Source organism: Agrobacterium vaccinii (genome assembly GCF_021310995.1).
GTDB lineage: Bacteria > Pseudomonadota > Alphaproteobacteria > Rhizobiales > Rhizobiaceae > Agrobacterium > Agrobacterium vaccinii.
In genome coordinates, this window is the sequence record NZ_CP054151.1 from 256,105 (window position 1) to 279,738 (window position 23,634).

A 23,634-nucleotide genomic window follows, 5' to 3' on the forward strand; every position below is an offset into this window, starting at 1 on the left:
GTATTCTCCATTTCTCCGTAAATTGGCCCCGGCTCACTCCATCCGGGGCCGCGTCTCACATTCCGAGATAGGCCTGGCGCAACTGCGGATCGGCCAGCAGGGTCGCGGCCTCTCCCTGCATGACGAAACGGCCCTGCTCGATGACATAGGCACGCTTGGCAACACTCAGCGACTGCATGACATTCTGCTCCACCAGCAGCACGGCAACGCCGTCAGCATTGATCTTGGTGATCAGCCCGAACATTTCTTCGACCATGATGGGGGAAAGACCGAGCGACGGCTCATCCAGAATGAGAAGTTCCGGCTCCGACATCATGCCGCGACCGATGGCCAGCATCTGCTGTTCACCGCCAGAGAGTGTGCCCGCCAGCTGGTTCATTCTTTCGCGAAGCCTCGGGAAGATTTCGCAGATGCGCTCGAAATTCTGTTTGGTGTTTTTGCTGGCCCGGCGAAACGCGCCGAGTTTGAGATTTTCTCCAACAGACAAGTTGGGGAAAACCTTTCGTCCTTCCGGCACATGGGCGATGCCAAGCGCCACGATATCCCGCGCGTTTTTGCCTGTTATCGTCACGCCCTTGAAGGAAATCGATCCTGCACTAGGCTTGATGAAGCCGGATATCACATTGTTGAGCGTCGTCTTACCGACACCATTCGAGCCCAGCAGCGCGACGATTTCGCCATTTTCGACGCTCATATCGATGCCTTGCAGCACGCTCATCGAGCCGTAGCCTGCGCGGATGCCCTTGATATCAAGCATGGTTTTCCTCCTGCAGCCGCGCTGCGGCACCGTGGCCGAGATAGGCTTCCACCACGGACGGGTCCTTGACGAGTTCGCGCGGCGTGCCATGGGCAATCATCTTGCCCTGGTTCAGCACGTAAGCCGTTTCCGCCAGCTGCATCACCGCCTGCATGACGTGCTCGATCATCAGGAAGGTATGCCCTTCCTCGCGGATTTTTCTGATGATGCCGACGATCTCGGTAATTTCGGAGGGGATAAGCCCTGCCATGACCTCGTCGAGCAGCAGCAGCTTCGCTCCCGTTGCCAGCGCCCGCGCCAGCTCCAGCCGTTTACGCCCGGCAATCGTCAGCGAAGATGCGGGACGATCAAGCATCGCGCCCATACCCAGCCGCTTGCCCACATCCCGCGCCACCGACATGGCTTCGCGACGGTCGTGATGGTGAAGATAGGCACCAACAGCGATGTTTTCCTGAACCGTGAGCCCCGCAAAGGGTTGGACGATCTGGAAGGTGCGGATCATGCCCAGCGCGCAGATGCTGTGCGGTGCAAGGCCGGTGATGTCCTTGCCTTGAAAGCGCACCGTGCCTTCGTCGGCCTTGGTAAAACCGGCAATCATCGTAAAGCAGGTCGTCTTGCCTGCGCCGTTGGGGCCGAGAAGTCCGACAATGGAGCCCTCGGGCACATCGAGCGAAGCGTCGGTGACAGCCTTCAAGCCGCCGAAGCTTTTGGAAAGATTACGAACCTCAAGCATTGTCGTCCTCCTTCTTCTTGAAGGTGCCGAGCTTGCCGGCGAGTCCAACAAGACCGTTGGGCAGGAAGCGCAGCGCGCAGATCAGCACAATCGCGTAGAGCACGAAATTCAAACCGGGCGCATTGGGCAGCAGATGTTTCGCGCCTTCACCGAGGAGATGCAGGCCGAGTGTGCCGAGAAGCGGACCCCAGATGGTCCCGGCACCGCCGATGATCGGGCCGATCAGCGCCTCGATGGAGACGGCGCTGCCATAGACCACGTTGCTATCGATGAAGAGCCAGAGTTGGAGGTACAGCACACCGGCAAGACCACCGAATGCCCCGGAGATGGCCATCGCCTGCACCTTGATCTTGTAGGTGTCGATGCCGAGCGCGCGGGCTGCATCTTCATTTTCCCTGACGGCGATGAGATAGGCACCGAAGCGGGAATATTTGATCAGAGCCGTCAGCGACATGACCAAGGCCACCACGACCAGAAGGGCAGTATAGGCAATGGCGCGGTCGTTGAATTGCAGGTTGGCCACGCCGGGTGCCAGCTTCAATTGCAGCCCGCTGCCGCCGCCGGTGAAATCGAAGGAAGACGCGCAGATGCGCAGCACTTCGGCAAAGGCCAGGGTGACGAGCGCGAAGTAGGAGCCCTTCAAGCCATAGCGGAAGGCCAGAGCGCCAATGAAGGCACCCATGACGGCACCGGCGAGAATGCCAGCACCGAAGCCGACCCATGCGTTGACGCCATACTGCACCTGAAGGATGGCAGAGGCATAGGCACCCGTTCCATAAAGTGCTGCATGACCGAAGGAAGACAGGCCGCCGAAACCGCCGGTGATGTTCCATGAGAGGGCGACGACCGCGACGATCAGCGCATTGATGGTAAAGCCCATCCACACCGGCGATGAGGCGAAATAGACCCCGAAGAGATAGGCGAGAGCCGCCGCAATAAGGGCGATCTGCCCGATGGATTGAGGTCTCATGTCCTTGCCCTCCCGAGAAGCCCTGACGGTTTGAAGAGAAGGATGAGGATGAAGGCGAGGAAGATGCCAATTTGGCCCAGGCTTTCGCCAAGGAAGAGACCGCACAGCGACTCGATGACGCCGAGAAGAAGGCCAGCGACCAAAGCACCCAGCAGGCTGCCCATTCCACCCAAAACCACCGTCGTGAAGGCGACCAGAACGAAGGTGTAGCCGACCTGTGGCGTGATGTAGAAAGTGGGCAACAGCAGGCAGGCGGCCAGTGCCACGCAGGCGGTGCCGATGCCGAAGCAAATGGCATAGGTGTGGTTGACGTCGATGCCGACGAGTTCTGCACCGCGCTTTTCGATTGCAACGGCACGAATAGCAGAGCCTGTGCGGGTATAGGCCATGAAGCACCAGAGCAGCGGAGCAACGGCGAGGGCTGCGCCGAAGGCAATGACACGACCGAGCGGCAGGTATGCACCCAGCACTTCAACGGTGTCATAGGCATAGGCGATATCAGCCGTGCGCGTATTCGACGTCCAGAAGTAGAGCGCCAGATTGTCGATGATCATCGACACCGCAAGCGTGATGAGAAGAACATTCTGTTCCGAGCCGCTGCTCATCGGCGCAATCAGGAACCGCTGCAAGACGTAACCGAGCGCGAAAAAGGCCGGAAGCACGAGGGGAATGGCGAGATAGGGATCGACGCCGAAATAGAAGTAGAGGAAGTAGACGGCGTAGAGCGCCAGCATCAACAGGCTGCCATGCGCAAAGTTGATGATGTGGAGCACGCCATAAATCAGGGTGAGGCCCAGCGCCACAAGCGCATAGACGGCTCCCATCATCAGGCCGCTCAACACGGCAGGTAAGATCAGACTTGACATCAGGGCTTGCCTCTCTGTCGTTTGAAGAGCGCCCCCAGGGACATCTGCGTCCATGGGGGCGAGACCGTGTCAGTTTTTGGCAGGGATCGGGAAGACCGCTTCTGCGGTGGCATATTCCTTCGGAAAGACCAGTTCGATCTTATCACCACGGATCTGCGTGTTCACCGGCTGCGAGTTGACATTGTCGCCATTGACGAACTTCGTTGGACCATAAGGCATGATGGACTGGTCGAAGGTCGATGCGGCCAAGGCTTCGATCATCTTCTGGCGATCAGCCGAAGCGCCGCGTTCCAGAGCGTCAGCAATGACCTGAATCGTTGCATAGGACACCATGACGTCGTAAGTCAGGTCCAGCTTGGCAGCGGCCACGCTGGCGGCGAGTGCCTTGGACAGATCCTTGGACGGATCGTACCAGTGATTGCAGTCCATCACATATTGAGCGACTTCCTTGTTCTCGCGAACGAACTTGATGTTGGATGCAGCACCACCAAGGATGGAATAGATGGCCTTGAGTTCGACCCGCTGCTGGCTCAGCGCACGAGCCATCAAGGTGTACTCGTTGATGTAGTTCGAAGGGATAAGAATGTCAGCCTTCGATGCCTTGACGCGAAGCGCAATGTTGGAAAAGTCGCGCTGTGGTGTCGGGTGCGAGATGGTCTCGACGACTTCGATGCCCTGCTTCGGCAGTTGCTCAGCAAGAATTTTCGCCATGTTGGAGCCGAACGGACCGTCCTCATGGACGATGGCCGCCGTCTTGATGGAATTGCCAGCGCCTGCATTGAGCAGCTTGAGGTTTTCAAGCGCGACGCTCGTGCATTTGTTGACGCCCGGCGTGAAGCGGAAAACGTTCGGCAGGCCACGCTGTACGACCGTTTCAGCGGTGCCAATGGAGAAGACCTGCGCGAGATTGTACTTTGCCGCAGCCTGCGAGGACGCAAGGCCGAGTGCGGATGCTGTCGCGCCGGTGAAGGCGCAGGCATCGGCCTGGATCAGCGTATCGACAGCGGAGGCCGCGGCTTCCGGGCGGCTCTGTGCATCGACGATGACGAGCTCGATTTTAGCTCCGCCCATGGATTTTATGCCGCCTGCGGCATTGATCGCTTCTGCGGCGAACTTTGCGCCGGCAGCACTTTGAGTACCGTTATAGGCAAGATTACCCGTGAGCGGTTCGATAACGCCAACCTTCACGGTGGCGGCCTGCGCGCGCAGGATGGATGGTGCAGCCAGGCTGACCGCAAGGGCACCAGAGACTTTTAAAAGGTCGCGTCGTTCGATTTTGAATGTCATTTTTATGCTCCCAGTTTTTTTATGAGACGGCAAAAGAAACTCGCTGGTCCGCCCGTCAACGGCCCAGCCAGGAATGCGACGCCATTCGATCCGTCTCGAAGGCGGTGATCTGCTCCATGTATGTGAATGTCATCTCGATCTCGTCCAGACCACGCAGAATGCAGTCCCGCGCAAAGGGATCGATGGCGATGCGGTGGGTGCCGAGATTGCCCGGCAGGATCAGTTGTGCAGCCTCAAGATTAACCGTAACCTCCGCGTCGGGAAAGCGGGCGAGATGTTCAGCCAGCGCATCACAATGCTCAGCCGCCAGGCGAACCGGCACAAGCCCATTTTTCAGCGCATTGTTGAAGAAGATGTCGCCAAAACTCGGCCCGATCACCGCCCGGATGCCTTGATCCACCAGCGCGTAGACAGCACCTTCGCGGGACGATCCGCAACCGAAATTATCTTCGACAAGAAGAATGGTCGCGGCATCGGCACCGGGCTTGTTCAGCGGGAATGCAGCGTCGATTTCCCCATGCTCGTCGCGCCTGATGTCGTGGAACAGAAACTGGCCATAGCCCTGCGCACGGTCCGCCTTCAAAAAGCGTCCGGGAATGATCTGGTCCGTGTCGCAGTTGACGCCGGGTATGGCGACTACCGTTGATGTTTCGCGAGTGAATGCTTTCATCATTGTGCCCTCACATCGTGCGCACGTCGGTCAGACAGCCGCTAATGGCAGCGGCAGCCGCCATAGCCGGACTGACCAGATGGGTGCGCGCGCCGGGGCCCTGACGACCGACGAAATTGCGGTTGGAGGTGGAGGCGCAGCGTTCGCCGGGACCAACCACGTCACCGTTCATCGCCGCGCACATGGAACAGCCGGATTCACGCCATTCAAAGCCTGCCTCACGGAAGGTGCGCGCAATGCCCTCGGCTTCCGCCTGCTCTTTCACCTGAGTCGATCCCGGCACGACGATGGCCGGGATCATCGCCTTGCGACCTTTGAGAATGGAGGCAGCCGCCCGCAGATCCTCGATCCGGCTGTTGGTGCAGGAGCCGATGAAGACCTTATCCAGTTTCAGGCCATCCAGCGGCGTGCCGGGCGCAAGCTCCATATACTCAAGCGATTTCGTCGCCGCCTTGCGCTTGTCGGAACCGTCGAAACTTGTTGGATCAGGAACGCGTCCGTTGATCGAAACGGCATCTTCCGGGCTTGTTCCCCATGTCACCATCGGCGCGATTTCCGCACCGTCCATTCTAACTTCCGCGTCAAAGAAAGCGTCGGTGTCGCTGGAAAGCGTGCGCCAATGGGAAACCGCGCCGTCCCATTCCGGCTCCGATGGCGCAAAATGGCGACCTCGCACATAGGCAAACGTCGTGTCATCCGCCGCGACCATGCCGAAGCGGGCAGCGGCCTCGATTGACATATTGCAAAGCGTCAATCGTCCCTCGATGGAGAGATCGCGAACCACCTGACCGGCAAATTCAATGGCATGACCACCGGCCCCCGCAGCTCCGATCTTCGCAATCAGCGCCAGCATGACATCCTTGGCCGTCACGCCCTGCCCCAGCATGCCGTCAATGGTGACACGCATCGTCTTGGGACGAGACTGCCACAGGGTCTGGGTGGCCAGAACATGGGCGTTTTCGGATTGGCCGATACCGAATGCGATGGCGCCCAGCGCCCCTTGCGTTGACGTATGGCTGTCGGAACAGACGATGGTGAGGCCCGGCAGCGTGATGCCCTGTTCCGGTGCCACGACGTGAACGATACCTTGTTCACGGCTCGACAGTCCGAAATGGCGCATTCCGCCCCATTCCATGTTTTCATCGAAGGTGTCGATCATGTGGGCGATGGCCGGGCTTGCCGCATCGCGCGATGTTCGCCCCAGTGTCGGCACATAATGGTCGGCAACACCGAAAATCTGCTGCGGACGCCGGGGCTTCAAGCCACGCCGCTTGAGATCGGCAAAGGCATGGAAGCTGCCCTCGTGGATCATATCGCGGTCGATATAAAGCAGCGACGGACCTGCTGGATGCCGCAATATTTCGTGCTCATCCCAGATTTTGCCCAACATTGTGCGCGGTGCGGCTGCTTGCGCCATGACCTTGTCTTCCTGTTATTCGGCTCGACGTTCGGTTTCAGCCAGCGGCACGGAACGCCGCGCAGATGTCACCCGCGGGTGCGTTCCACACACCCTCATGCGACAGGATGTAATCCAGTGCTTCACGCAGATATTCGACACGATACGGCATGCCGGACACCCAGCTGTGCAGCGGCAGGCTCATGACGCGACCACCATATTGCGCGCTTTCGCGGTAGAGCACATCGAACCGGTCCTTGACCTGCTGCACCCATTCGGCTTCCGACTGGAAATATTCGTCGGCCACCACACGGTCATCGGTCTCGTAGGCCATGGGCATGGCCAGCAGCGAACCGTTTTTTGTCTGCATCTCGTAGGGAAGATCGTCATTTGCCCAATCAAGGCTGTAGGCGATCCCGTTGCGCGCCAAAAGATCGGGCGTGTTGAACCCCTGCGCACGGCCCGGCGACAACCAACCCTCGACCTTCTGTCCACTTGCTTCGCGAAGCAGGCTCAAAGCCTCGGCAATGATTGCGTTTTCCTCGTCTTCGCCAAGACCGGAGTGATGGACCTTGCCCATATCCAGACCATGAGCGATGATTTCATGCCCGCCTCTGATGACAGCTTCGATCAGTGCCGGATAACGCGAGGCAATCACGCCGTTGATGGCGAAGCTGACTTCCAGCTCTTTTTCGGCAAGAAGCTTGAGGATGCGGAAAATGCCGATGCGATTGCCGTAATCGCGGTTCGTGTAATAGCGAAAATCCGGGTAAGGCATGGACAACGCGCCCGGTGCCTTAAAGGGTTTGGACGGCATGTCGAGCGGAAAATGCTGGACATGGGTGACGATGGATAGCGCGATGCGCGCGCCATCGGGCCAGGCAATCGGCTTGCGGGTGAACAAGTCGCTCCACGCATAGCGGTCATGATCCATGCCATAATGACGGGCGGGGTATTTGAGATAGTCTTCAGGCATAGACATCAGCGCGCTCCCTTCCCGGAATTATGGGCGACCATGGCAGCACTCATGGCGTCATAGGCACCGCTGGCGTGATAGGCGGCTGCGATCTCGCGGCCTGTCGTTTGCCAAACGCCGTCATGTCCAGCGATATAGTCGATGGCCTCGGCAAAGGCGTCGATGCGATGCGGCTGACCTACCAGATAGGGATGCAGCGGAATGCACATGACAGTCCCGCTCTCATCGCCTTCCTTATAAAGCTGATCGAACTGCCGCTTGATGATTTCGCCGTAGTGGCGCGGCGTGACCTTCTGGCTGTTGTAAACGATGACATCGTTCATCTCGAGCGAGTACGGCATGGAAATCAGCTTGCCGGACTTGACCTTGACCGGCATTGGCTGGTCGTCATGGAACATGTCGCAGGTGTACTGAATGCCCGCTTCCGACAGAATGTCCATCGTCCAGAAATTGTTGGACAGTGCTGGCGACAGCCATCCTGCCAGTTCCTGACCGGTGTGCTTGCGCACCGTATCGAAGGCATCGCGGATGACGGCGCGTTCCTGTTCGATATCGAGATTATAGACATAACGGGTGTTGTAGATGCCGTGGGAAAAGAACTCCCAGCCGCGATCCGCACAGGCCTTGATGATTTCAGGGTGGTGATCGCACAGCGCGACATTGAGCGAGACAGAACCGCGAAAACCCGCTTTGTCCATCGCCGCCATCATCCGCTGCCAACCGGCGCGGTTGCCGTAATCGCGATGGGAATATTGCAGAACATCCGGGTTTGGCCGCGCCCAGGGCGTGCGGGTCGGGTTGTTCGGCGGGTTGTATTCGTAGAATTCGATGTTCGGCGCGATCCAGACCGCGATCTTCTTGTTGCCGGGCCAGACGATCTTCGGGCGGTTGGGCCAGGGCAGATAATCGTAGAGCCCCAGATCAGACTTCATGGCGGTGTCTTCAGCGGCCATCTCAGCGAACCTCCGGCTGATAGGCCTCGTACCAGGCAATGGCATCCGAGACCGGGATGACGTCGCCATATTTCACGGAGATATCGTAGAGATTGGCGAAATGCGGGCTCTCATGCTTGTCTGCCACACACTCTTCAGGAACGATGACCCGGTAGCCGCGCGAAATCGAATCCACCACGCAGGCGCGAACGCAGCCAGATGTGGAGCCGCCCGTCAAAACAACCGTGTCGCACTGGTGCCAGACCATCAACGACTGGAGATTGGTCTCATGAAACGGTGACGCCATGCGCTTGTTGATGACGATGTCCTTTACGTGATCGATCTCCAGACGCGAATCGAACTCGGCTCTGCGCGAACCGACCTTGATGTTCTGCAGGGAATCCGGCGTATTCGTGCGCGTGCCCCAGACACCGCAATCCTCACCCGATTCCATGTAGGCCACATAGGTCCAGGTCACGGGCAGGCCCTTGTCGCGGGCGAGATTTGACAGCGTGTTGACGTATTCGAGCTGCCGGGGGTCGGTTTCGTAAGCGGAGACGAATTCGCCGAGAGACGTATAGGCGCATTGCAGATCGATGTTGATTAGCATTGGCTTGCGACCGAACCCAAAACGCTTGCGCGTAGGATTTGCCTTGGCGTTTTCGTAAAGTTCACGTGCGGTAAGCGATGACATTTCCATGACGACCTCCAGTGCATTGCGACCCTTCACACGACCGAAATACAAGTCGCTTCCTCAGCAAAGGCGCCGTTTTATTATTTCTATTGTTATCACTTTATATCATTTGTAAAGTCCCTTTTGAAAAGCGCGTCGCTCTTTTTAGAAGACGCTTTTTGTCTGAGCAGTTGCCTCGCAAATGCCAGCGTTCATGCTGATAAAGTGAGCAACCAAAGCCCTTTTGACGGAGAGAAACCATGACGCTTTCACCATGCCCACCGATCACCGATGCTGACTGGCCAGAAAGCATCAGTGATCTGCGCGATGGATTCGCCGGCCAGCTCAATGTCTATCGCACCATGGCGCACCACCCTGCTCTCTTGCGAAGCTGGGCGCCTCTTCGACAACACCTCGTCAAGAACAGCGCGCTGGGGGCCAGCCGTTCGGAAGTCGTCATTTTGCGCACTGGCCACCGCCTCGCCTCGCATTACGAGTGGGCACACCATGTCAGCAGGGCGCGCGCTCTGGGCTTTACCGACAAACGCATAAGCGCCATCGCTGCCATGCCGGATGGCGAGGATGGCTTGATCGTCAGAGCGGTCGACGCCCTTATGGACCTACGCTATATTCCCGCAACTCTGGAAGCCGAACTTGCTGAGACGATTGGCCGTGAAGCCGTGTTCGATCTGATCGCAACGGTTGGTTTCTACACAGTCCTCGGCGGTATTCTGATGACGTATGATACGCCTCTTGACGACAATGTCGCGTCCGAGCTCTCACTGAACCCAATATCGCCAGTGACTTGAAATTTTAGACGTGACCGTAAAACTCCACGTTGGCGACTGTTTCGGAATCAATATGGATAGCCAAGGCACTTGTGGATATGAGGTGCGCTTACGACAGGTTCTTCCCGTAGAAAAGCAGGATCGCAGCGAGAGTGACGACCCCGACGCCTGTTAGGCCGAGATACCTGCTTCTCGTTACACTTTCCCGATGGACTACAGCTACCGCGAAAGTGCAAAGCGACCACATTGCGGCGATAATGACCAACAGCCAGGAATACAGAAACGGACCGAGATCGTAGCCTCCACCACCGATGGACGGTGCAGGATTTATATCAACCTGCGCGCCGATCAAGGTGAGAACCGGTATCACGAGAACCGATATCCATACCCAGAACAACTTGTTTTTCATCAGCATTCACCGAGTAAGCGACGATACCGGTGAGCGGCATCGCACCTCACCGTATACGCCATACGCGATGCTGGAGGTAGCCAAATCCACAACAACATCCCATCCTGATTTGCCATCAGTTTTGAGAGAATACCTGGAACGGATCTAGCACCCCAAAAGTCTGGATCAAAATTCAAGCAATAAGATTCGGGTCCTTCCAAAGACGAAATCCGCCTTCGAAAGCGAGTGCGTTGTCACCACGCCGGCAATTGGGAGGCAGGGTTTCGAGTTTTTTGACGTTGCCGCCGCCGATGACGAGGTAGTCAGGCTCAAGGGCTGAAGTCAGGCGCTTCACGACATCGAAGACGCGCTTGCGCCACACCGTATTGCCCTTTTTCTTGCGATAGGCTTCGCTGACATAATGTTCATATGTCTTTCCTTTTCGATACGGCAGATGCGCGATCTCCATGGGTTGGGTCACATTTTCGACCATCATCGCAGCACCGAGCCCCGTGCCTAAACCTAGAAACAGCATTCGCCCGCCAACATAGGAGCCGATAGCCTGGATGAGCGCATCATTCACGATGCGAACTGGGCATCCGAAGGCTGCAGCGTAATCGTAGCCAACCCAGCCTTCACCCAGATTGACGGGGTCGTGCAGCGGCTTGTTGTGCACGACCGGGCCTGGATAACCGATGGCGATCACGTCGTAATGCATCCCAACCGCCATAGCCTTCACAGCAGCGACCATGTCCTGTGCGGTCATCGCCGCTCCGCTCTCGACCTTATTTTCTTCGCCGCCCGCGCTGGAACGGATTTTCACATGGCTGCCACCGATATCGATCGTCAGCACGGTGCGATCTTTTTCCTTCACCATATGATCCGTCATCCTGTTTTCCATCATCGTCAAGTGGGCTCGATCCGAGCACGCGGCAGCGGTTATATACCGCGAGCAAGCCACAGTATGGCCTGCTCAACGGCATTTCCTCTATTTCGCCTTTTCGAGATGGCCGCCAAACGCGTGGCGCATCGCAGAGAGCACCTTGCCCGAAAACTCCGCCTCGCCACGTGAGGAAAATCGCTCGAAAAGCGCGGACGAGAGCACTGGTGCGGGAACACTTGTCTCGATGGCTGCCTGAAGGGTCCAGCGTCCTTCTCCAGAATCCGAGACGCGCCCATCATAGTGCTCGAGATGCGGGTCCTGCTTTAGCGCTTCCGCGGTCAGGTCGAGCAACCAGGAACTGATGACCGAGCCATGCCGCCAAACCTCTGTCACAGCAGGGAGATCAATATCGAACTGATAATATTGCGGGTGGGCCAGCGGTGCGGTTTCTGCATCGGCTTCGCGGGTGCGGGTTCCCGCATTCGCAGCCTTGAGGATGTTCAACCCCTCGGAATAGGCTGCCATCACGCCATACTCGATGCCGTTATGAACCATCTTGACGAAGTGACCCGCGCCGGATGGACCGCAATGCAGATAACCCATAGGCGCAGTGCCGGTGGTTGGATCAGCTGTAATTCCCTGTCCCGCGCCGGGGGCCAGTGACGCAAAAATCGGATCGAGCCGCTCGACGGCCGCCTTCGGTCCGCCAATCATCAGCGAGTAACCACGCTCCAGCCCCCACACGCCGCCCGAGGTGCCGGTGTCGATGAGGTCGATACCACGCGTGGCGAACTCTGTGGCGAGATCGATCGCATCGCGATAGTTGGAGTTGCCTCCATCGATGATGGCGTCGCCCTTCTCAAGTTTAGCGGCAAACTCCCGTGCGATCTTGGGTGTAATTGCGGCGGGCAGCATAAGCCAGACGGCGCGCGGCTGCGAAAGTTTTGCCACGAGGTCTTCGGGCGAGGTGGCCCCGGTCGCACCTTCCTTCACAAGCGCTGCGACATTGTCTGGATTGACGTCGAACACGACGCAATCGTGGCCGTATTTAAGGAGGCGACGCACCATGTTGGCGCCCATTCGTCCGAGTCCGACCATTGCAATCTGCATTTTTACACTCCGTTTTCGTTCGACCGTTTCGGTCGCATTATTCGCCGAGGCGAACGGCAAAATTCTGGTTTTCCCAATGGCCCTCTCCCGGCCAGAAGAAAGTGAAGTCGATAGTAGAACCGGCTGGCGCTTCCTGAACCGGCAAATCGGCAAAATGCGTACCAAGGCCGGAGCTGGTCGTTTCCGAATCAGTCGTCGTCACCCATCCATCGAGGCTCCAATGAACGAGGGCCGGTACTTCAAGTTCCAGCCGAAGATCTTTTCCTGTCGGAATTGCGGCCAGTCGGTTGTTGAAGCGCCAGATGCGTAGGAGTGATGTCGTTTTTGCCCTTATGTAACGCTCGGCACCCTGAGGAGGCATATCGAATACCGCACCGTCGGCCAGTGAGCGCAGCAGTTTGATATGCTCGGAATGCGCCCAGACGAGTGGCATCGCGCTGCCCGATGGGCGACCATAGAACAGTTCGCGCTCGGGAATATCAGCACTGTCCCAGACCTGTTCGGGCAACAATCCACCGTCGCCAGCCGATTTTTCCAGCGTCGTCAAAAGTGCTTCGGCGACCTCGCGGTGCCCCGCGGCCAGTTCGTAGTGGGCACGCTCGCCGGTCAGAAGCGGCCATGCACGCCCTTGCCCTGTGCCATCGAACGGCCACCCATCCTCATGTTCGCCATAACCGTCACCGGTATAGCGATACCAGACGGGCCCCTGAGGCAAATCGACCTTGAGGCTGTGGTCGATCGCCTTCACGGTTGCAACGATGCGTGGATCATCGGGCGCGCGCAGGCCAAAACGCACCAGCGCCAGCGCATCCGGGCTGATGACCGTACCTGTGGGCAAGGAAGAACGGTCAGGCGTCTGGTTACGGATCGGCGTAGCGCCTGAAAGGACAGCGGCACCGGTTTCATCGGGAGAAGCGATGCGCACATAGTGACCGGATATACCGAGTTCCGCGCAAAAGGTGTCATCCCCTGCAAATGTCCAGTCCTCGATCTGCTCGTTCCAGCAGTCGGCAGTTTCGCGCAGATGGGTGGCGGCCACGGCATCATCCGCTGCCTCCAGAAAATCAGCGGCTGCGAGCAGTGCCGCGATCTCGACAGCCAGCGTGAAGGGGCTGTAACCGGCATCCTCTTCCCAGCGATCCTCGCCGGTAACCGGCCCGTTGGCGAGAATATAGCCCGCCGCGCTGCGCACCATCGGCATAAAATCCCCCTGCCCTGCTGCATCCAGATGGTCGCGGCACCGCAGCATGTCGGCCAACAGAATGGGAAAAGCGCATTCGTCCATCTGAACGCCCGGCCAATAGGGCTTTCCGTCCAGCCACAGGTTCTGCGGCCAGCGACCGGAGGGTTCCTGAACATCCCGCAGATAGTCAAGGATCGCAAGCGCCTCGCCGACATCACCCGCAGCCAGAAAGCCGCCCGCTGTTTCCACCAGATCGCGCGGCCAGACAAGGTGATAGCCGCCGAGATCGTCGTCGCCCTTCGAAAAACCCCAGGGTATCGATAGGCTCGCGACCACCGCGCCCGGACGATCGGCAGCCCGATGCGCAGCCAGCACCGCGGTCGAGACGCGGTAGGCGTTGACACCGTCCTTCTTATCGCGATCAAGCGCCACGAGACCGTTCTGCCAACCGCGCCAGTTTGCAACGTAGAATTTGCGCGCCTTTTCGAACCCATCATTAAGACTGGCCGTAGCAGCCTCAGCCGCTTCATATTCGGTCTGGCCAAAACCAAGCGCCAGCGTCGCCGTGCGTTGGCCGCCGGTTAAGTCTATTTCTCCAGCAAGCGCGACATTGCCGTCATCAGCACGCTGATATTGCTGGAGAATGCGTCCGTCTTTGCGCAGCTGCTGCCAGCCATCGGACGCCCCGACAAAACCGGCACTGACGGCTTGCCAGGGGCAGTCTGAAATGAGCGCTAGATAGCGCGACCGCCCGCTGGCGAAGAGAACGGTCCGCCCCTCATATTCGCCGATCCAGCCCGAATTCAGATCTCCCGAATTAACGAGATGCGGCGCAAGCAACGCCGTCAAGCGGTAGTCCGCAGCCTTTCCCTTCAAAGGGACAAACGTGACCTGCTGAAGGACACAGCTGCGAGCCGGATCACTGATCACCTGCTTTTCGATACGGTACGCCTCGTCTTCCGCGGTATTAACGATCGAAAAAGCGGGAACACCATCATCAAGGGGATGAGTCACCGACGTGCAGTCTCGCTTCTCCTCGGAGAAATAACCATCCGGGCCGGTCACGACAAAACCGAAATCGCGCGTGCAAGCGCTGTCGACACGCGGATAATATATTTCGTTAAGTATTCCATGACTGAGCGTGAACCAAACTGGCGACGTTTTTGAAAGGGCCGTTCCAACGCCATTCTTCGCACTCGACGTCCAACGCGCCGCGACCCCAGGCGCGCCTGGCGCGCTGTCGATCATCGTGCTGCGTGTAAATGCTTGGGGAGTAAACGCTTTTTGTCCCTGGTCCATAGGGGAAACCTCGGTAGTAAACGAATGGACGCTTCGCGTTGCGAAGGGAACGACCATCGTAGCTGAGTTCCACATCGCTTCGGATGTGGCTTCACATCCAAGCTAGGCTCCCGCATCTCGGCCTACAACTTACGTTTTTGTAATTTATCTGGACCTACACGTCAGCGTCGACAGGGCGCGCACGTCGAAAGCCTGAAAACCCATGCATCAGCCGACGCTTGCCGGACCTGCGATAAGGCCGGCAAGCTTTGCCCGTTGATATAGGGAAGCGCCCAGACAACGAAATTCATCGTCGAGATTATGCGCTTGCTTTAATTGGAAGCTCTCTGAATTTAAGACGCCAGACGAATGTGGCGATCATTTTCGGCGAGAAGCTTCTTTGCCCGTGCAAGGCTTTCCGGCTGTTCAGCATGATAGCGACGACCGATTTCCATCATCATAACTGTGCCCGGTAGGAATGTTAGCTCAGCGAAGATTCCGTCCCAGTCCATATCGCCCCAACCGAGTGGCATGTGCAGATCGCCTATACCAAGCGCTGTGTTCTCTTGGATATGGTATGGTTTGTAGAACGCCTGCGGGCGACCGAAGCTGTCGTGAACATGCAGGTGCCCGGTCACGGGTGCCATGGCGCGCAGCTCATCGCGGAAATTCAGGCCACGATAGGTGGATTCAATATAGGCATGGCTGAAATCGATCAGCGCTACGAGATTGGGGTGACCGACAGTTCTGACGGTTTCCGCAATCTGGGTCGGTGTCTGGCGGTATTGCCCAAGTTCCGTGGTGAAGATGTTTTCGAACGCAATACGGACGCCATAGGGTTTGCAAAATTCCGCAAGCTCAAACAGTGCCTCGCGTTCGCGGCGGTCGGCATCTGCACGCTCCGCCAGTTGATCGGCGCGCAGGCATCCGCCGTGCTGGACGAGAATGCGCGCATCGATGCGATCGCAAACGACGGCCAGCGCTTTGGCGGCATCGATCTGATAGCGGCACGTCGCCGGGTCCATGAAATTGGACGAGACGAGACCGTGGACGGTGTAGCGAAAATCGAACTGTTTCGTCAAAGCGACGAGCCGTTCGGCGCGTTCCTCAATAATACGTCCCCCGGCGATAAGGTCGAGGCTGGTAAGTGCCAGCTCGACGGTATCGACGCCCATATCGGCGAGAACGCGCAATTCCTGTTCGAGGCTTGCCAGTTCTCCGTCGATAGAGCCGGCATTGAAGCCTGTGCCAATGATATTACCCATGTTCGTCTTCCTCTTCAGGTCGGTTGCATTTGGGAGTGGATGTCACGATGGAGCCGCAGCACAAGGTCGGGGCTATCGGATGTGAGATGACCGATTTTGCGCTCCAACCATGGGCGGATCAGCGCCTCGTCGTTGAGCGTCCAGACGCCGAGCCGGTGGAGTGGCAGTGTCTGCGTGATGAGCGTCCACTCCGCCGCCATCAGCTCGTGATGGATGGCGACGATATCGACGAGGCTGTCGACGCTCTGTAGAAAGGTTTCAAGGCCGCCCTGCTTTGCTGCCCATTCGGCATTGACCGAAACCAGACGCGCGATATGCGGCGCAACCCGGCGGCATTCTTCCAGCACCGAAACATCAAACGATGTAAGATGGCATCGGCTGGCGAGGCCAAAGCGCTCGATCTCTGCGACCACCTTTTCCGTGATGCCGGGATAGGGCCGCTTCGCCTCGTCGGATTTGATCTCGACATGGAGCTGCTTGCCATCGGCTTTCGCCAGAACGGCAAGAACGTCGCCAAGCGTCGGCACGGTGTCCGCTGACCCTTCAAGATATGTCGTTTCGCGACCCTGTGGCGTCAGCGCACGAACAGGTCCGTTCATGTCGGTGGTGCGGTCAAGCGTAGCGTCGTGGATGACCAACAATTCGCCAGCGTCGGTCAGGTGCACGTCGAATTCGACGGCATCCACATCCAGTGCCAACACGTTGCGAAAGCCGGTGAGCGAATTTTCGGGCCAGAGGTTGCGGGCGCCGCGATGGCCGACGATTTTTGTCATGGGAGTGTCCTTTTAGCGGAGTGTCGGGTCGAGTTTGTCGCGCAGCCAGTCACCGACCAGCGAGATGGAGAGCGTCGTCATCATGATGACGAAGGCCGGGGCCAGCATGATCCAGGGCGCGCGGGTCAGATATTCGCGACCGAAGCCGACCATGTTGCCCAAGCTTGTCTCCGGGGGCTGGACGCCAAGACCGAGGAAGGAGAGCCCGCTTTCCATCAGGATGATTTCCGGGAAGGTCAGTGTCATGGAGACGATGAGCGTCGCGGCGACGTTGGGCAGTATGTGGCGCATGTAGACGCGCGCGGGTGTGGCACCCAGCTGCACGACAGCCGAGGCATAGCCTTGCGCACTGGCCGAAATGGCCAGACCGCGCGCGATACGGGCGTAACGCTCCCACCCGTAAAAACCCATCAGGCCGATCAGCAGCGGCATGGAGGAGCCGAAAAAGGCGAGAACCGCCAATGACATGACGAGGAACGGTAATGCGGCCTGGAAATCGGCCAACATCAACACGAACTGCTCGACCACACCACGGAATTTGGCGGCCAGAAACCCGAGCGTCGTGCCGAACACAGCAGAAATGATCGTCGCGCCGAAGGCGATGGTGAAGGAGACGCGGATGGACTGGATGAGACGCGACAGCACGTCGCGGCCCAGCTCATCAGTGCCGAGAAAATGCGCCGGGTTGCCCGGCAGCGACAGGCGAGCCCGCAAATCCATGGCCGTGATGCCAAACGGACGGATCGTATCTGCAAAGACGGCAACTAGGATCATCGCCGCAAGCCAGCAGATGCCGAAGGTGACGGAGAACGGAATTTTACGCAGCTGCCGGATGAAACGGCTGAAGATGGAGGCTTCGGGTGCGGGCTGGCGCGATGTGTCTGCGATGGTCATCACTCAAATCCTCAATGGGCGGTCTGGCTGCGCAGGCGTGGGTCCAGCCAGCCGTAGAGCAGGTCCACGATCAGGTTGGAGACGACCATGGTGGCGGCAATCAACAGCAGGATGCATTGCACCACGGCGAGGTCTCGGTTGGTGACGGACACCACCAGCAAACGACCGATGCCCGGCCAGGAGAAGATCGATTCCACAACAACGGCACCCGCAATCAACGTGCCAACCATGAAGCCGACGATGGTGACGATGGGCACGGCGGCGTTGGGCAGCGCGTGCCGCCAGACGACATCCTGCCACTTCATGCCCTTGGCAGAGGCGGCGCGGATATAGGGCTGGCCCATGACCTCGATCATGGCACTTCGCGAAAACCGGGCGAGAATGCCGATGCCGCCGATGCTCATGGTCAGCGTCGGAAGAATACCGTGCTGCCAGGTATCGTGGCCACCGGATGGCAGCAGCCCGAGCGTGATCGAAAAGATCAGCACCAGCAACAGGCCCATGACGAAGGAGGGAATGGTGAAACCGAATATGGCTGCCAGAATGACGCCGCGATCAACCGCGCTCTGGCGATGAAGGGCTGCGTAAACGCCTGCGGGTATGCCGATCAGAACCTTGAGGAACAGTGCGGGGATTGTCAGTTGCAGGGTGGCCGGGATACGTTCGATGACCAGCTGCATGGCAGACGCCTTGTCGCGCATGGAGACGCCGAAATCGCCTGTCAGGATCGACTTCATATAGGCGAAATATTGAACCCAAAGCGGCTGATCGAGGCCCCACTCCTTGCGGAAGGCATCGACGGCCTCTTGCGGCACATCGGGGCCGAGCATGATCTGGGCGGGATCTCCCGACAGACGCAGAACGACAAAGGCAAAGGTCATCACCGCGATGATGGTGACGAAGGCGCGGAGAAAGCGAACTGAGACGTAACGCAGCATGGGATGTTCCTTACGCCGCAACCGGCTGATCGGCACCGGCCACCAGATGGCAGGCAGCGGTACGGCCACCAGACACCGGCCGCAGTGGCGGAACGCTGGTGCGGCAGAGATCGACGGCAACAGGACAGCGCGGATGGAAAGCGCAGCCGGATGGGCGGTTGGCCGGGTTTGGCGGCTCGCCCTGCAAGATGGTGCGCCCCTTCAGCATCGTGCCCGGCACCGGCACGCTGGACACCAGCGCCTTCGTGTATGGATGCAGCGGCGTGGCGAAGATGACGTCCGATGACGCCTCCTCGACAATGCGGCCGAGATACATGACAGCGACGCGGTCTGCGATGTTGCGCACGACTTTCAGGTCATGGCTGATGAAGACCATGGCAATGTGGTTCTGTTCCTGTAAATCGCGCAGCATATTGACCACCTGCGCCTGGATCGACACATCGAGCGCCGACACGGGCTCGTCGCAGACCAGAAGTTTGGGCCGCGAGGCCAAACCCCGTGCAATGACGACGCGCTGACGCTGGCCACCGGACAGTTCATGCGGATAACAACTCGCCTGATCCGGCCTCAATCCCACCGCAGACATCAGTTCAGCCACCCGGGTTGCCCGATGCTCCTTGGGGACGAGATGATGGATGGCGAGGGGTTCGCCGATCTGTTCGGCAATGGTCAGACGCCGGTCGAGCGCTGCCAACGGGTCCTGATAGACGAGCTGCATCTTCGCACGCAACGCCCGCCATTCCGTCGTGCCAAGCTTCGGCATCGGCTGGCCCTCGAAAACCATCTCTCCCCATTGGGGCGGATCGATGCCGAGCAACATGCGTCCGAGGGTCGATTTGCCGGAGCCGGATTCGCCGACGATGCCAAGCGTTTCACCCGGCATGACAGTCAGGTCGATGCCATCGACTGCGCGCACCGGCGCAGATTTGCCGAACATGCCCTGGCGAACCTCATAGGTTCTAACGAGGTCTTTCGCCTGAAGAAGGGGCGCGGTCACGATACCGCCTCCAGAACTCGGGTTTCCGATGGAGACCGGACGCCAACCGGATGGTGGCAGGACAGAAGACGGTGATCATCCAGCGCGGTGAGTTCAGGTTGGCGAATACGGCAATCCAGCGCGACATGGGAGCAGCGCGGCGAAAACGCGCAGCCGTGCGGCAGATCGCGCGGGTGCGGCACGGTTCCGGGAATGGGGATCAATCGCGAGCGCGGACCATCCAGCCGTGGAATGGCATCGAACAGGCCGCGTGTATAGGGATGTCTGGGGTTCCTGAAAAGTGTCGCAATCGGCCCCTGCTCCACGATGCGACCGGCATACATGACGCAGGCGCGTTCGCAGACCTCACTAACCGCGCCCAGATCGTGGCTGATGAAGATGGTCGCCATTCCGGTCTCTTTGCGCAACACCACCAGCAGATCGAGGATTTGTGCCTGGATGGTGGCATCGAGCGCCGTCGTCGGCTCGTCGGCGACCAGCAGGTCCGGTTCTCCAGCCAATGCCATCGCGATCATCAGACGCTGACATTGCCCGCCGGAAAACTCATGCGGAAAAAGGTCGAAGCGATTGCGGGCATCGGGAATGCCGACCATATCGAGAAGGCGCAGCGCCTCTTTTTTCGCAGCATCACCCATCAAACCACGATGAATGGCGAGCGTCTCGGTGATCTGTCTACCGATCTTTAGAACCGGGTTGAGCGAGCTTGAGGGGTCCTGAAAGATCATTGCGATCCGTTTGCCGCGTACGCCTTCCAGCACAGAACGCGGTGCGCCCAGAATTTCCATGCTGTCGAGTTTGACCGAACCGGAAACCGTCGCCTTGCCCGGAAGAAGTCCCAACGCCGCAAGCCATGTGACAGACTTACCGCAACCGGATTCACCAACGAGGCCGATTGCTTCACCGGGGGCGACATCGAGATCGATACCGTGCAGGACCTGAATGCCATCGAAAGCGACTTTTAGGCCGCGCAGTTCCACGAGATTGGAAGCCATGGGAGCTCCTCTCCATTTTCAAACATAAAGACGCCGGCCGTATGAAGACGGCCGGCGCATAAGGGTAAAAAGATCAGGAATTCCAGTTGGCGGTGCGAAAATCCATGGCGAAGGCAGGGGCGGCCTTCCATTTCAGCGAGGACTTCATGCCGGTGAAGACGGCGTTCTGGTGCAGAACCTGATAGGCCGGGTCTTCACGCTCGCAGATTTCCAGCATGCGGGTGATGGCCTTTTTGCGCAGAGCACGATCCGTCGAGGTTTCCATGACCACGGAGAGCGTGTTCATCTCTTCGTTGGTCCAGTCCTTCTTCTGCTGTGCTTCGCCGTTGGGACCGAACTGCACGACCAGAGGCGTGATCGGATCGTTGATCGTGTTAGCCGCAGACCAGTCGCGAACACCCTTGACGCCTTCCGTGTCGTGGATTTGCGCCCAGTTTTCCTTCATCTGAATCTCGACGTTGAGACCAACCTGCTTCCACATCTCCACCATGATCTGCGCTGTCGCGGTCTGGTTGGTGTAGTAATTGTTGAGCAAGCGGTAAGGGATCGGATCGCCCTTGTAACCGGCCTCTTTCAGCAGTTTCTGAGCAAGCTCCGGGTTAAATTCGGGTACCGTCCAGCCATTCACGAACATATCCGTGGCCTTGAAGGATTCAAATTGCAGGCCGGCGGGAACAACGGTCTGGCCCGCCCAGAGCGCGTCAACGATCGCCTGACGATCGATCGAATGCGTCATGGCGCGACGCACCAGCGGGCTTTTGAGGATTGGGTTTTGAGTGTTGAAGGTGGAGATACGGTGATTCCAGATGGTGGAGTTCTGGACTTCGAGACCGGGCGCTGCCTGAACCGCAGCAATCTGGTCGGGTGGAAGGTCACACGCAAAATCATATTAGCCTGAGAGCAAACCGTTGACGCGGGAGGCGACTTCCGGGACTTCGACGAAACGGATTTGCTGCAAAGGTGGACGACCACCCCAATATTCATCGAAGGCAGCGAGCGTCAGCGACACGTCCGGTCTATAGTCGGCCACCATATAAGGGCCTGTAGTGACCGGCTTGCGAGCCCAATCCATGTAGGTCTTGGCTTCGTCCCAAGAGCGGCGGCTGGTGATCTGACTGCCGAAGGAATAGAGGCGGCCTTCAAGCGTCACGTCCGGTGTCGCGTTGTGAAAACGAACGGTATATTTATCGACGACTTCGACACCCTTCAACGCAGGCCAGAGGCGGCGCCCAACGCCCGGCACAATGGCGGGCAGCTCCTTGGCGGTCACAGGCTTGTTGTCATCTTCAAAAATCGTCTTGCCGCCCTTTGGCTCTGTGTTGCCAAAGACACGCTCTTTCGAAAACGAAAATGCCACGTCTTCCGCGGTCATTTCGTCGCCATTGTGGAACTTCACGCCCTGGCGCAGCTTCAGTTCCAGCGTCTTCTCATCAATACGATGCCACTCGGTCGCGAGACCCGGCACCGGGCCTTGATCGCCCATCCAGTTGCGATTGATCAGGCCTTCCCACAGGTTCGGGAAGAAAATCCGCTCGCCGACATTCGATCCCTCGTACCAAACATCCAGCGTGTTGTAGATGGTCATCTTCTGAACGGCGATCGTCACGGACGGACGAGCACTCTGGCTGAACGACATGCGCGGCAGGATGATACTGCCCGCAGCAGCGGACATGAGCCCCAGCGCGTGGCGGCGATTGATGGAAAGCATGGATCACTCCTGTTGAGCAAAGGACGATACGGACGCGCAGACACATGCGCAGCGCCGCAAGGCACCGCGTGAGGTTCCGTTCAATGGGACTGTCGATTTCGTGTCGAACGACGGGTAAGGCTAAACCCCTTTACCGGCCTCTCGACTTCGATTACCTCTAGGTTACAAATGTTACGTTGTTGTGACATTTGAGCGGAGGAACTTTATGCCTTACCAGCAAAGCATGGTGCGGGCCTCCTGGCTTTACCACGTCGAGGGACTAACCCAGGCGCAGATTGCGGAGCGGATGTTGTTGACGCGACGAAGGGTGAACGAGCTTCTGGCTGCGGCTCTCGATCAGGGTGTTGTCAGGATCAGCTTCAACTCTCCGCTAACGGAAAATGTGGAGCTGGAAGCCGAATTACGGCAACGCTTCGGCCTTAAAGACGTCGTCATCGTGCCGACGCCCGCCGACAAAGGACAGATATCCGCAGTGATAGGCCGTGCTGCCGCGATGTTCTTGGATCGATTGATTCAGGCGAGCGAACCGGCCTCACTGGGTGTTGGATGGGGCGCGACGTTGCGGGAGACCGTGCACCATATGGTCCCGACCAATGCACCCGATGTAAAGGTACGCTCGATGATGGGTGGACTGACGCGTGGTTCGGAAATCAACACATTCGAGATTGTTCGAAGCTTCGCCAAAGTCATGAACGCCGAGTGTCATTATCTGGCAGCGCCGATATATGCCGACAGCCCAGATTCTCGCGACGCGATTTTAGTCCAACCCTTCTTCGACAGCTTGCTCGCAGAAGCAACCGCAGTGGATGTGTCTATCCTCAGCGTCGGTGACGTCTCACCGGAATCATTGCAGGTGCGATATGGACTTCCAACGGGCACAGATGTCTCAGAGCTGATCGCAGCGGGTGCTGTTGGTGACCTCTTGGGGCGTTATCTGAACCATGCAGGTCATGAAGTCGATCACCCACTCAACCGGCAAGTCATTTCACCGTCGATCAGCCAATATCAAAAGATCCCGACACGCATCATCGCATCGGGAGGCGACCATAAGAAAGAAATTCTAAAAAGCTGTCTCATCGCCCGCCTTGCTACGACTTTGATTACCGACGCAGAGAACGCTCTTTATTTACTGGAGCGTTGACACGCCACATTGCACCGGGCGCATCCAAAATGAGGA

22 protein-coding genes and 1 pseudogene are annotated in these 23,634 nt (G+C 58.4%); 2 read left to right on the top strand and 21 right to left on the bottom strand.

Annotated features, from left to right (window positions below):
- Positions 1-55 precede the first annotated feature (55 nt).
- The 10 genes from HRR99_RS16335 to HRR99_RS16380 form a co-directional block, all read right to left on the bottom strand.
- Positions 56-757: an ABC transporter ATP-binding protein gene (locus tag HRR99_RS16335; protein ID WP_233123752.1), complete on the bottom strand. Its 702-nt coding sequence runs from the start codon at positions 755-757 to the stop codon at positions 56-58.
- A complete protein-coding gene (locus HRR99_RS16340; protein WP_103659653.1) occupies positions 750-1,490 on the bottom strand; it encodes an ABC transporter ATP-binding protein in 741 nt (246 codons plus the stop codon). Before HRR99_RS16340 ends, HRR99_RS16335 begins: the two co-directional genes overlap by 8 nt.
- A complete protein-coding gene (locus HRR99_RS16345; RefSeq protein ID WP_233123753.1) occupies positions 1,483-2,460 on the bottom strand; it encodes a branched-chain amino acid ABC transporter permease in 978 nt (325 codons plus the stop codon). The genes HRR99_RS16340 and HRR99_RS16345 overlap by 8 nt, the downstream gene beginning before the upstream one ends.
- Entirely contained in the window at positions 2,457-3,326 is an 870-nt protein-coding gene (locus tag HRR99_RS16350) for a branched-chain amino acid ABC transporter permease (RefSeq protein WP_045229394.1), read from the bottom strand. The genes HRR99_RS16345 and HRR99_RS16350 overlap by 4 nt, the downstream gene beginning before the upstream one ends.
- Before the next feature lie 69 nt (positions 3,327-3,395).
- The gene (locus HRR99_RS16355; protein ID WP_233123754.1) at positions 3,396-4,613 is read right to left on the bottom strand and encodes an ABC transporter substrate-binding protein; all 1,218 of its coding nucleotides are present in this window, start codon (positions 4,611-4,613) and stop codon (positions 3,396-3,398) included.
- A gap of 55 nt (positions 4,614-4,668) precedes the next feature.
- Positions 4,669-5,286 carry a 3-isopropylmalate dehydratase small subunit gene (leuD, locus tag HRR99_RS16360; RefSeq protein ID WP_233123755.1) on the bottom strand — a complete coding sequence of 206 codons (618 nt, stop codon included), beginning with the start codon at positions 5,284-5,286 and terminating at the stop codon, positions 4,669-4,671.
- A 7-nt stretch (positions 5,287-5,293) separates the two neighbouring features.
- Positions 5,294-6,700 (bottom strand): 3-isopropylmalate dehydratase large subunit, encoded by a 1,407-nt coding sequence (leuC, locus tag HRR99_RS16365; protein WP_233123757.1) that lies wholly within the window; start codon positions 6,698-6,700, stop codon positions 5,294-5,296.
- A 37-nt stretch (positions 6,701-6,737) separates the two neighbouring features.
- On the bottom strand, positions 6,738-7,661 hold the full coding sequence (locus HRR99_RS16370) for a polysaccharide deacetylase family protein (protein WP_233123758.1): 924 nt from the start codon (positions 7,659-7,661) through the stop codon (positions 6,738-6,740).
- Complete coding sequence (locus HRR99_RS16375) at positions 7,661-8,608, bottom strand: polysaccharide deacetylase family protein (RefSeq protein WP_233123760.1); 948 nt, start codon at positions 8,606-8,608, stop codon at positions 7,661-7,663. The genes HRR99_RS16370 and HRR99_RS16375 overlap by 1 nt, the downstream gene beginning before the upstream one ends.
- Before the next feature lies 1 nt (position 8,609).
- Positions 8,610-9,332, bottom strand: coding sequence for an isochorismatase family protein (locus tag HRR99_RS16380; protein WP_233123762.1), 723 nt, complete (start codon positions 9,330-9,332; stop codon positions 8,610-8,612).
- A 188-nt stretch (positions 9,333-9,520) separates the two neighbouring features.
- On the opposite strand from HRR99_RS16380, the gene HRR99_RS16385 reads away from it, so the two are divergent.
- Positions 9,521-10,069: a carboxymuconolactone decarboxylase family protein gene (locus HRR99_RS16385; RefSeq protein ID WP_233123763.1), complete on the top strand. Its 549-nt coding sequence runs from the start codon at positions 9,521-9,523 to the stop codon at positions 10,067-10,069.
- An 88-nt stretch (positions 10,070-10,157) separates the two neighbouring features.
- Here HRR99_RS16385 and HRR99_RS16390 read toward each other — a convergent pair whose 3' ends face one another.
- The 11 genes and pseudogenes from HRR99_RS16390 to HRR99_RS16440 form a co-directional block, all read right to left on the bottom strand.
- Positions 10,158-10,457, bottom strand: coding sequence for a hypothetical protein (locus tag HRR99_RS16390; RefSeq protein ID WP_233123765.1), 300 nt, complete (start codon positions 10,455-10,457; stop codon positions 10,158-10,160).
- A 172-nt stretch (positions 10,458-10,629) separates the two neighbouring features.
- The gene (locus HRR99_RS16395) at positions 10,630-11,325 is read right to left on the bottom strand and encodes an ROK family protein (RefSeq protein ID WP_233123767.1); all 696 of its coding nucleotides are present in this window, start codon (positions 11,323-11,325) and stop codon (positions 10,630-10,632) included.
- A 99-nt stretch (positions 11,326-11,424) separates the two neighbouring features.
- The gene (gene gnd / locus HRR99_RS16400; protein WP_233123769.1) at positions 11,425-12,429 is read right to left on the bottom strand and encodes a phosphogluconate dehydrogenase (NAD(+)-dependent, decarboxylating); all 1,005 of its coding nucleotides are present in this window, start codon (positions 12,427-12,429) and stop codon (positions 11,425-11,427) included.
- Between the two features lie 37 nt (positions 12,430-12,466).
- Entirely contained in the window at positions 12,467-14,860 is a 2,394-nt protein-coding gene (locus tag HRR99_RS16405; protein WP_233124941.1) for a glucan 1,4-alpha-glucosidase, read from the bottom strand.
- 383 nt (positions 14,861-15,243) lie between these two features.
- The gene (locus HRR99_RS16410) at positions 15,244-16,155 is read right to left on the bottom strand and encodes a TIM barrel protein (protein ID WP_233123771.1); all 912 of its coding nucleotides are present in this window, start codon (positions 16,153-16,155) and stop codon (positions 15,244-15,246) included.
- 14 nt (positions 16,156-16,169) lie between these two features.
- Positions 16,170-16,928 (bottom strand): glycerophosphodiester phosphodiesterase family protein, encoded by a 759-nt coding sequence (locus HRR99_RS16415; protein ID WP_233123772.1) that lies wholly within the window; start codon positions 16,926-16,928, stop codon positions 16,170-16,172.
- A 12-nt stretch (positions 16,929-16,940) separates the two neighbouring features.
- Positions 16,941-17,822 (bottom strand): ABC transporter permease, encoded by an 882-nt coding sequence (locus tag HRR99_RS16420; protein ID WP_065699240.1) that lies wholly within the window; start codon positions 17,820-17,822, stop codon positions 16,941-16,943.
- Between the two features lie 11 nt (positions 17,823-17,833).
- Positions 17,834-18,760, bottom strand: a complete 927-nt coding sequence (locus HRR99_RS16425; protein WP_233123774.1) for an ABC transporter permease — start codon at positions 18,758-18,760, stop codon at positions 17,834-17,836.
- Between the two features lie 10 nt (positions 18,761-18,770).
- Complete coding sequence (locus HRR99_RS16430) at positions 18,771-19,697, bottom strand: ABC transporter ATP-binding protein (RefSeq protein ID WP_422387361.1); 927 nt, start codon at positions 19,695-19,697, stop codon at positions 18,771-18,773.
- A gap of 56 nt (positions 19,698-19,753) precedes the next feature.
- Positions 19,754-20,749 carry an ABC transporter ATP-binding protein gene (locus tag HRR99_RS16435; RefSeq protein WP_233123777.1) on the bottom strand — a complete coding sequence of 332 codons (996 nt, stop codon included), beginning with the start codon at positions 20,747-20,749 and terminating at the stop codon, positions 19,754-19,756.
- Positions 20,750-20,822: 73 nt separating this feature from the next.
- Positions 20,823-22,457: pseudogene (locus HRR99_RS16440) on the bottom strand (ABC transporter substrate-binding protein).
- 205 nt (positions 22,458-22,662) lie between these two features.
- Between HRR99_RS16440 and HRR99_RS16445 the strand changes: the two are divergent.
- Positions 22,663-23,598, top strand: coding sequence for a sugar-binding transcriptional regulator (locus HRR99_RS16445; RefSeq protein ID WP_233123779.1), 936 nt, complete (start codon positions 22,663-22,665; stop codon positions 23,596-23,598).
- Positions 23,599-23,634: the final 36 nt, after the last annotated feature.

What these genes read in the sequence shown, in the direction of transcription:
- HRR99_RS16340 (WP_103659653.1), bottom strand. Translation starts at nt 1,490, where the DNA reads ATGCTTGAGGTTCGTAATCTTTCCAAAAGCTTCGGCGGCTTGAAGGCT.
- HRR99_RS16375 (WP_233123760.1), bottom strand. Translation starts at nt 8,608, where the DNA reads ATGGCCGCTGAAGACACCGCCATGAAGTCTGATCTGGGGCTCTACGAT.
- HRR99_RS16425 (WP_233123774.1), bottom strand. Translation starts at nt 18,760, where the DNA reads ATGCTGCGTTACGTCTCAGTTCGCTTTCTCCGCGCCTTCGTCACCATC.
- HRR99_RS16370 (WP_233123758.1), bottom strand. Translation starts at nt 7,661, where the DNA reads ATGTCTATGCCTGAAGACTATCTCAAATACCCCGCCCGTCATTATGGC.
- HRR99_RS16335 (WP_233123752.1), bottom strand. Translation starts at nt 757, where the DNA reads ATGCTTGATATCAAGGGCATCCGCGCAGGCTACGGCTCGATGAGCGTG.
- HRR99_RS16430 (WP_422387361.1), bottom strand. Translation starts at nt 19,697, where the DNA reads ATGTTCGGCAAATCTGCGCCGGTGCGCGCAGTCGATGGCATCGACCTG.
- HRR99_RS16435 (WP_233123777.1), bottom strand. Translation starts at nt 20,749, where the DNA reads ATGGCTTCCAATCTCGTGGAACTGCGCGGCCTAAAAGTCGCTTTCGAT.
- HRR99_RS16355 (WP_233123754.1), bottom strand. Translation starts at nt 4,613, where the DNA reads ATGACATTCAAAATCGAACGACGCGACCTTTTAAAAGTCTCTGGTGCC.
- leuC (WP_233123757.1), bottom strand. Translation starts at nt 6,700, where the DNA reads ATGGCGCAAGCAGCCGCACCGCGCACAATGTTGGGCAAAATCTGGGAT.
- HRR99_RS16410 (WP_233123771.1), bottom strand. Translation starts at nt 16,155, where the DNA reads ATGGGTAATATCATTGGCACAGGCTTCAATGCCGGCTCTATCGACGGA.
- HRR99_RS16415 (WP_233123772.1), bottom strand. Translation starts at nt 16,928, where the DNA reads ATGACAAAAATCGTCGGCCATCGCGGCGCCCGCAACCTCTGGCCCGAA.
- HRR99_RS16445 (WP_233123779.1), top strand. Translation starts at nt 22,663, where the DNA reads ATGCCTTACCAGCAAAGCATGGTGCGGGCCTCCTGGCTTTACCACGTC.
- leuD (WP_233123755.1), bottom strand. Translation starts at nt 5,286, where the DNA reads ATGATGAAAGCATTCACTCGCGAAACATCAACGGTAGTCGCCATACCC.
- HRR99_RS16395 (WP_233123767.1), bottom strand. Translation starts at nt 11,325, where the DNA reads ATGACGGATCATATGGTGAAGGAAAAAGATCGCACCGTGCTGACGATC.
- HRR99_RS16420 (WP_065699240.1), bottom strand. Translation starts at nt 17,822, where the DNA reads ATGACCATCGCAGACACATCGCGCCAGCCCGCACCCGAAGCCTCCATC.
- HRR99_RS16345 (WP_233123753.1), bottom strand. Translation starts at nt 2,460, where the DNA reads ATGAGACCTCAATCCATCGGGCAGATCGCCCTTATTGCGGCGGCTCTC.
- HRR99_RS16385 (WP_233123763.1), top strand. Translation starts at nt 9,521, where the DNA reads ATGACGCTTTCACCATGCCCACCGATCACCGATGCTGACTGGCCAGAA.
- gnd (WP_233123769.1), bottom strand. Translation starts at nt 12,429, where the DNA reads ATGCAGATTGCAATGGTCGGACTCGGACGAATGGGCGCCAACATGGTG.
- HRR99_RS16405 (WP_233124941.1), bottom strand. Translation starts at nt 14,860, where the DNA reads ATGATCGACAGCGCGCCAGGCGCGCCTGGGGTCGCGGCGCGTTGGACG.
- HRR99_RS16390 (WP_233123765.1), bottom strand. Translation starts at nt 10,457, where the DNA reads ATGAAAAACAAGTTGTTCTGGGTATGGATATCGGTTCTCGTGATACCG.
- HRR99_RS16350 (WP_045229394.1), bottom strand. Translation starts at nt 3,326, where the DNA reads ATGTCAAGTCTGATCTTACCTGCCGTGTTGAGCGGCCTGATGATGGGA.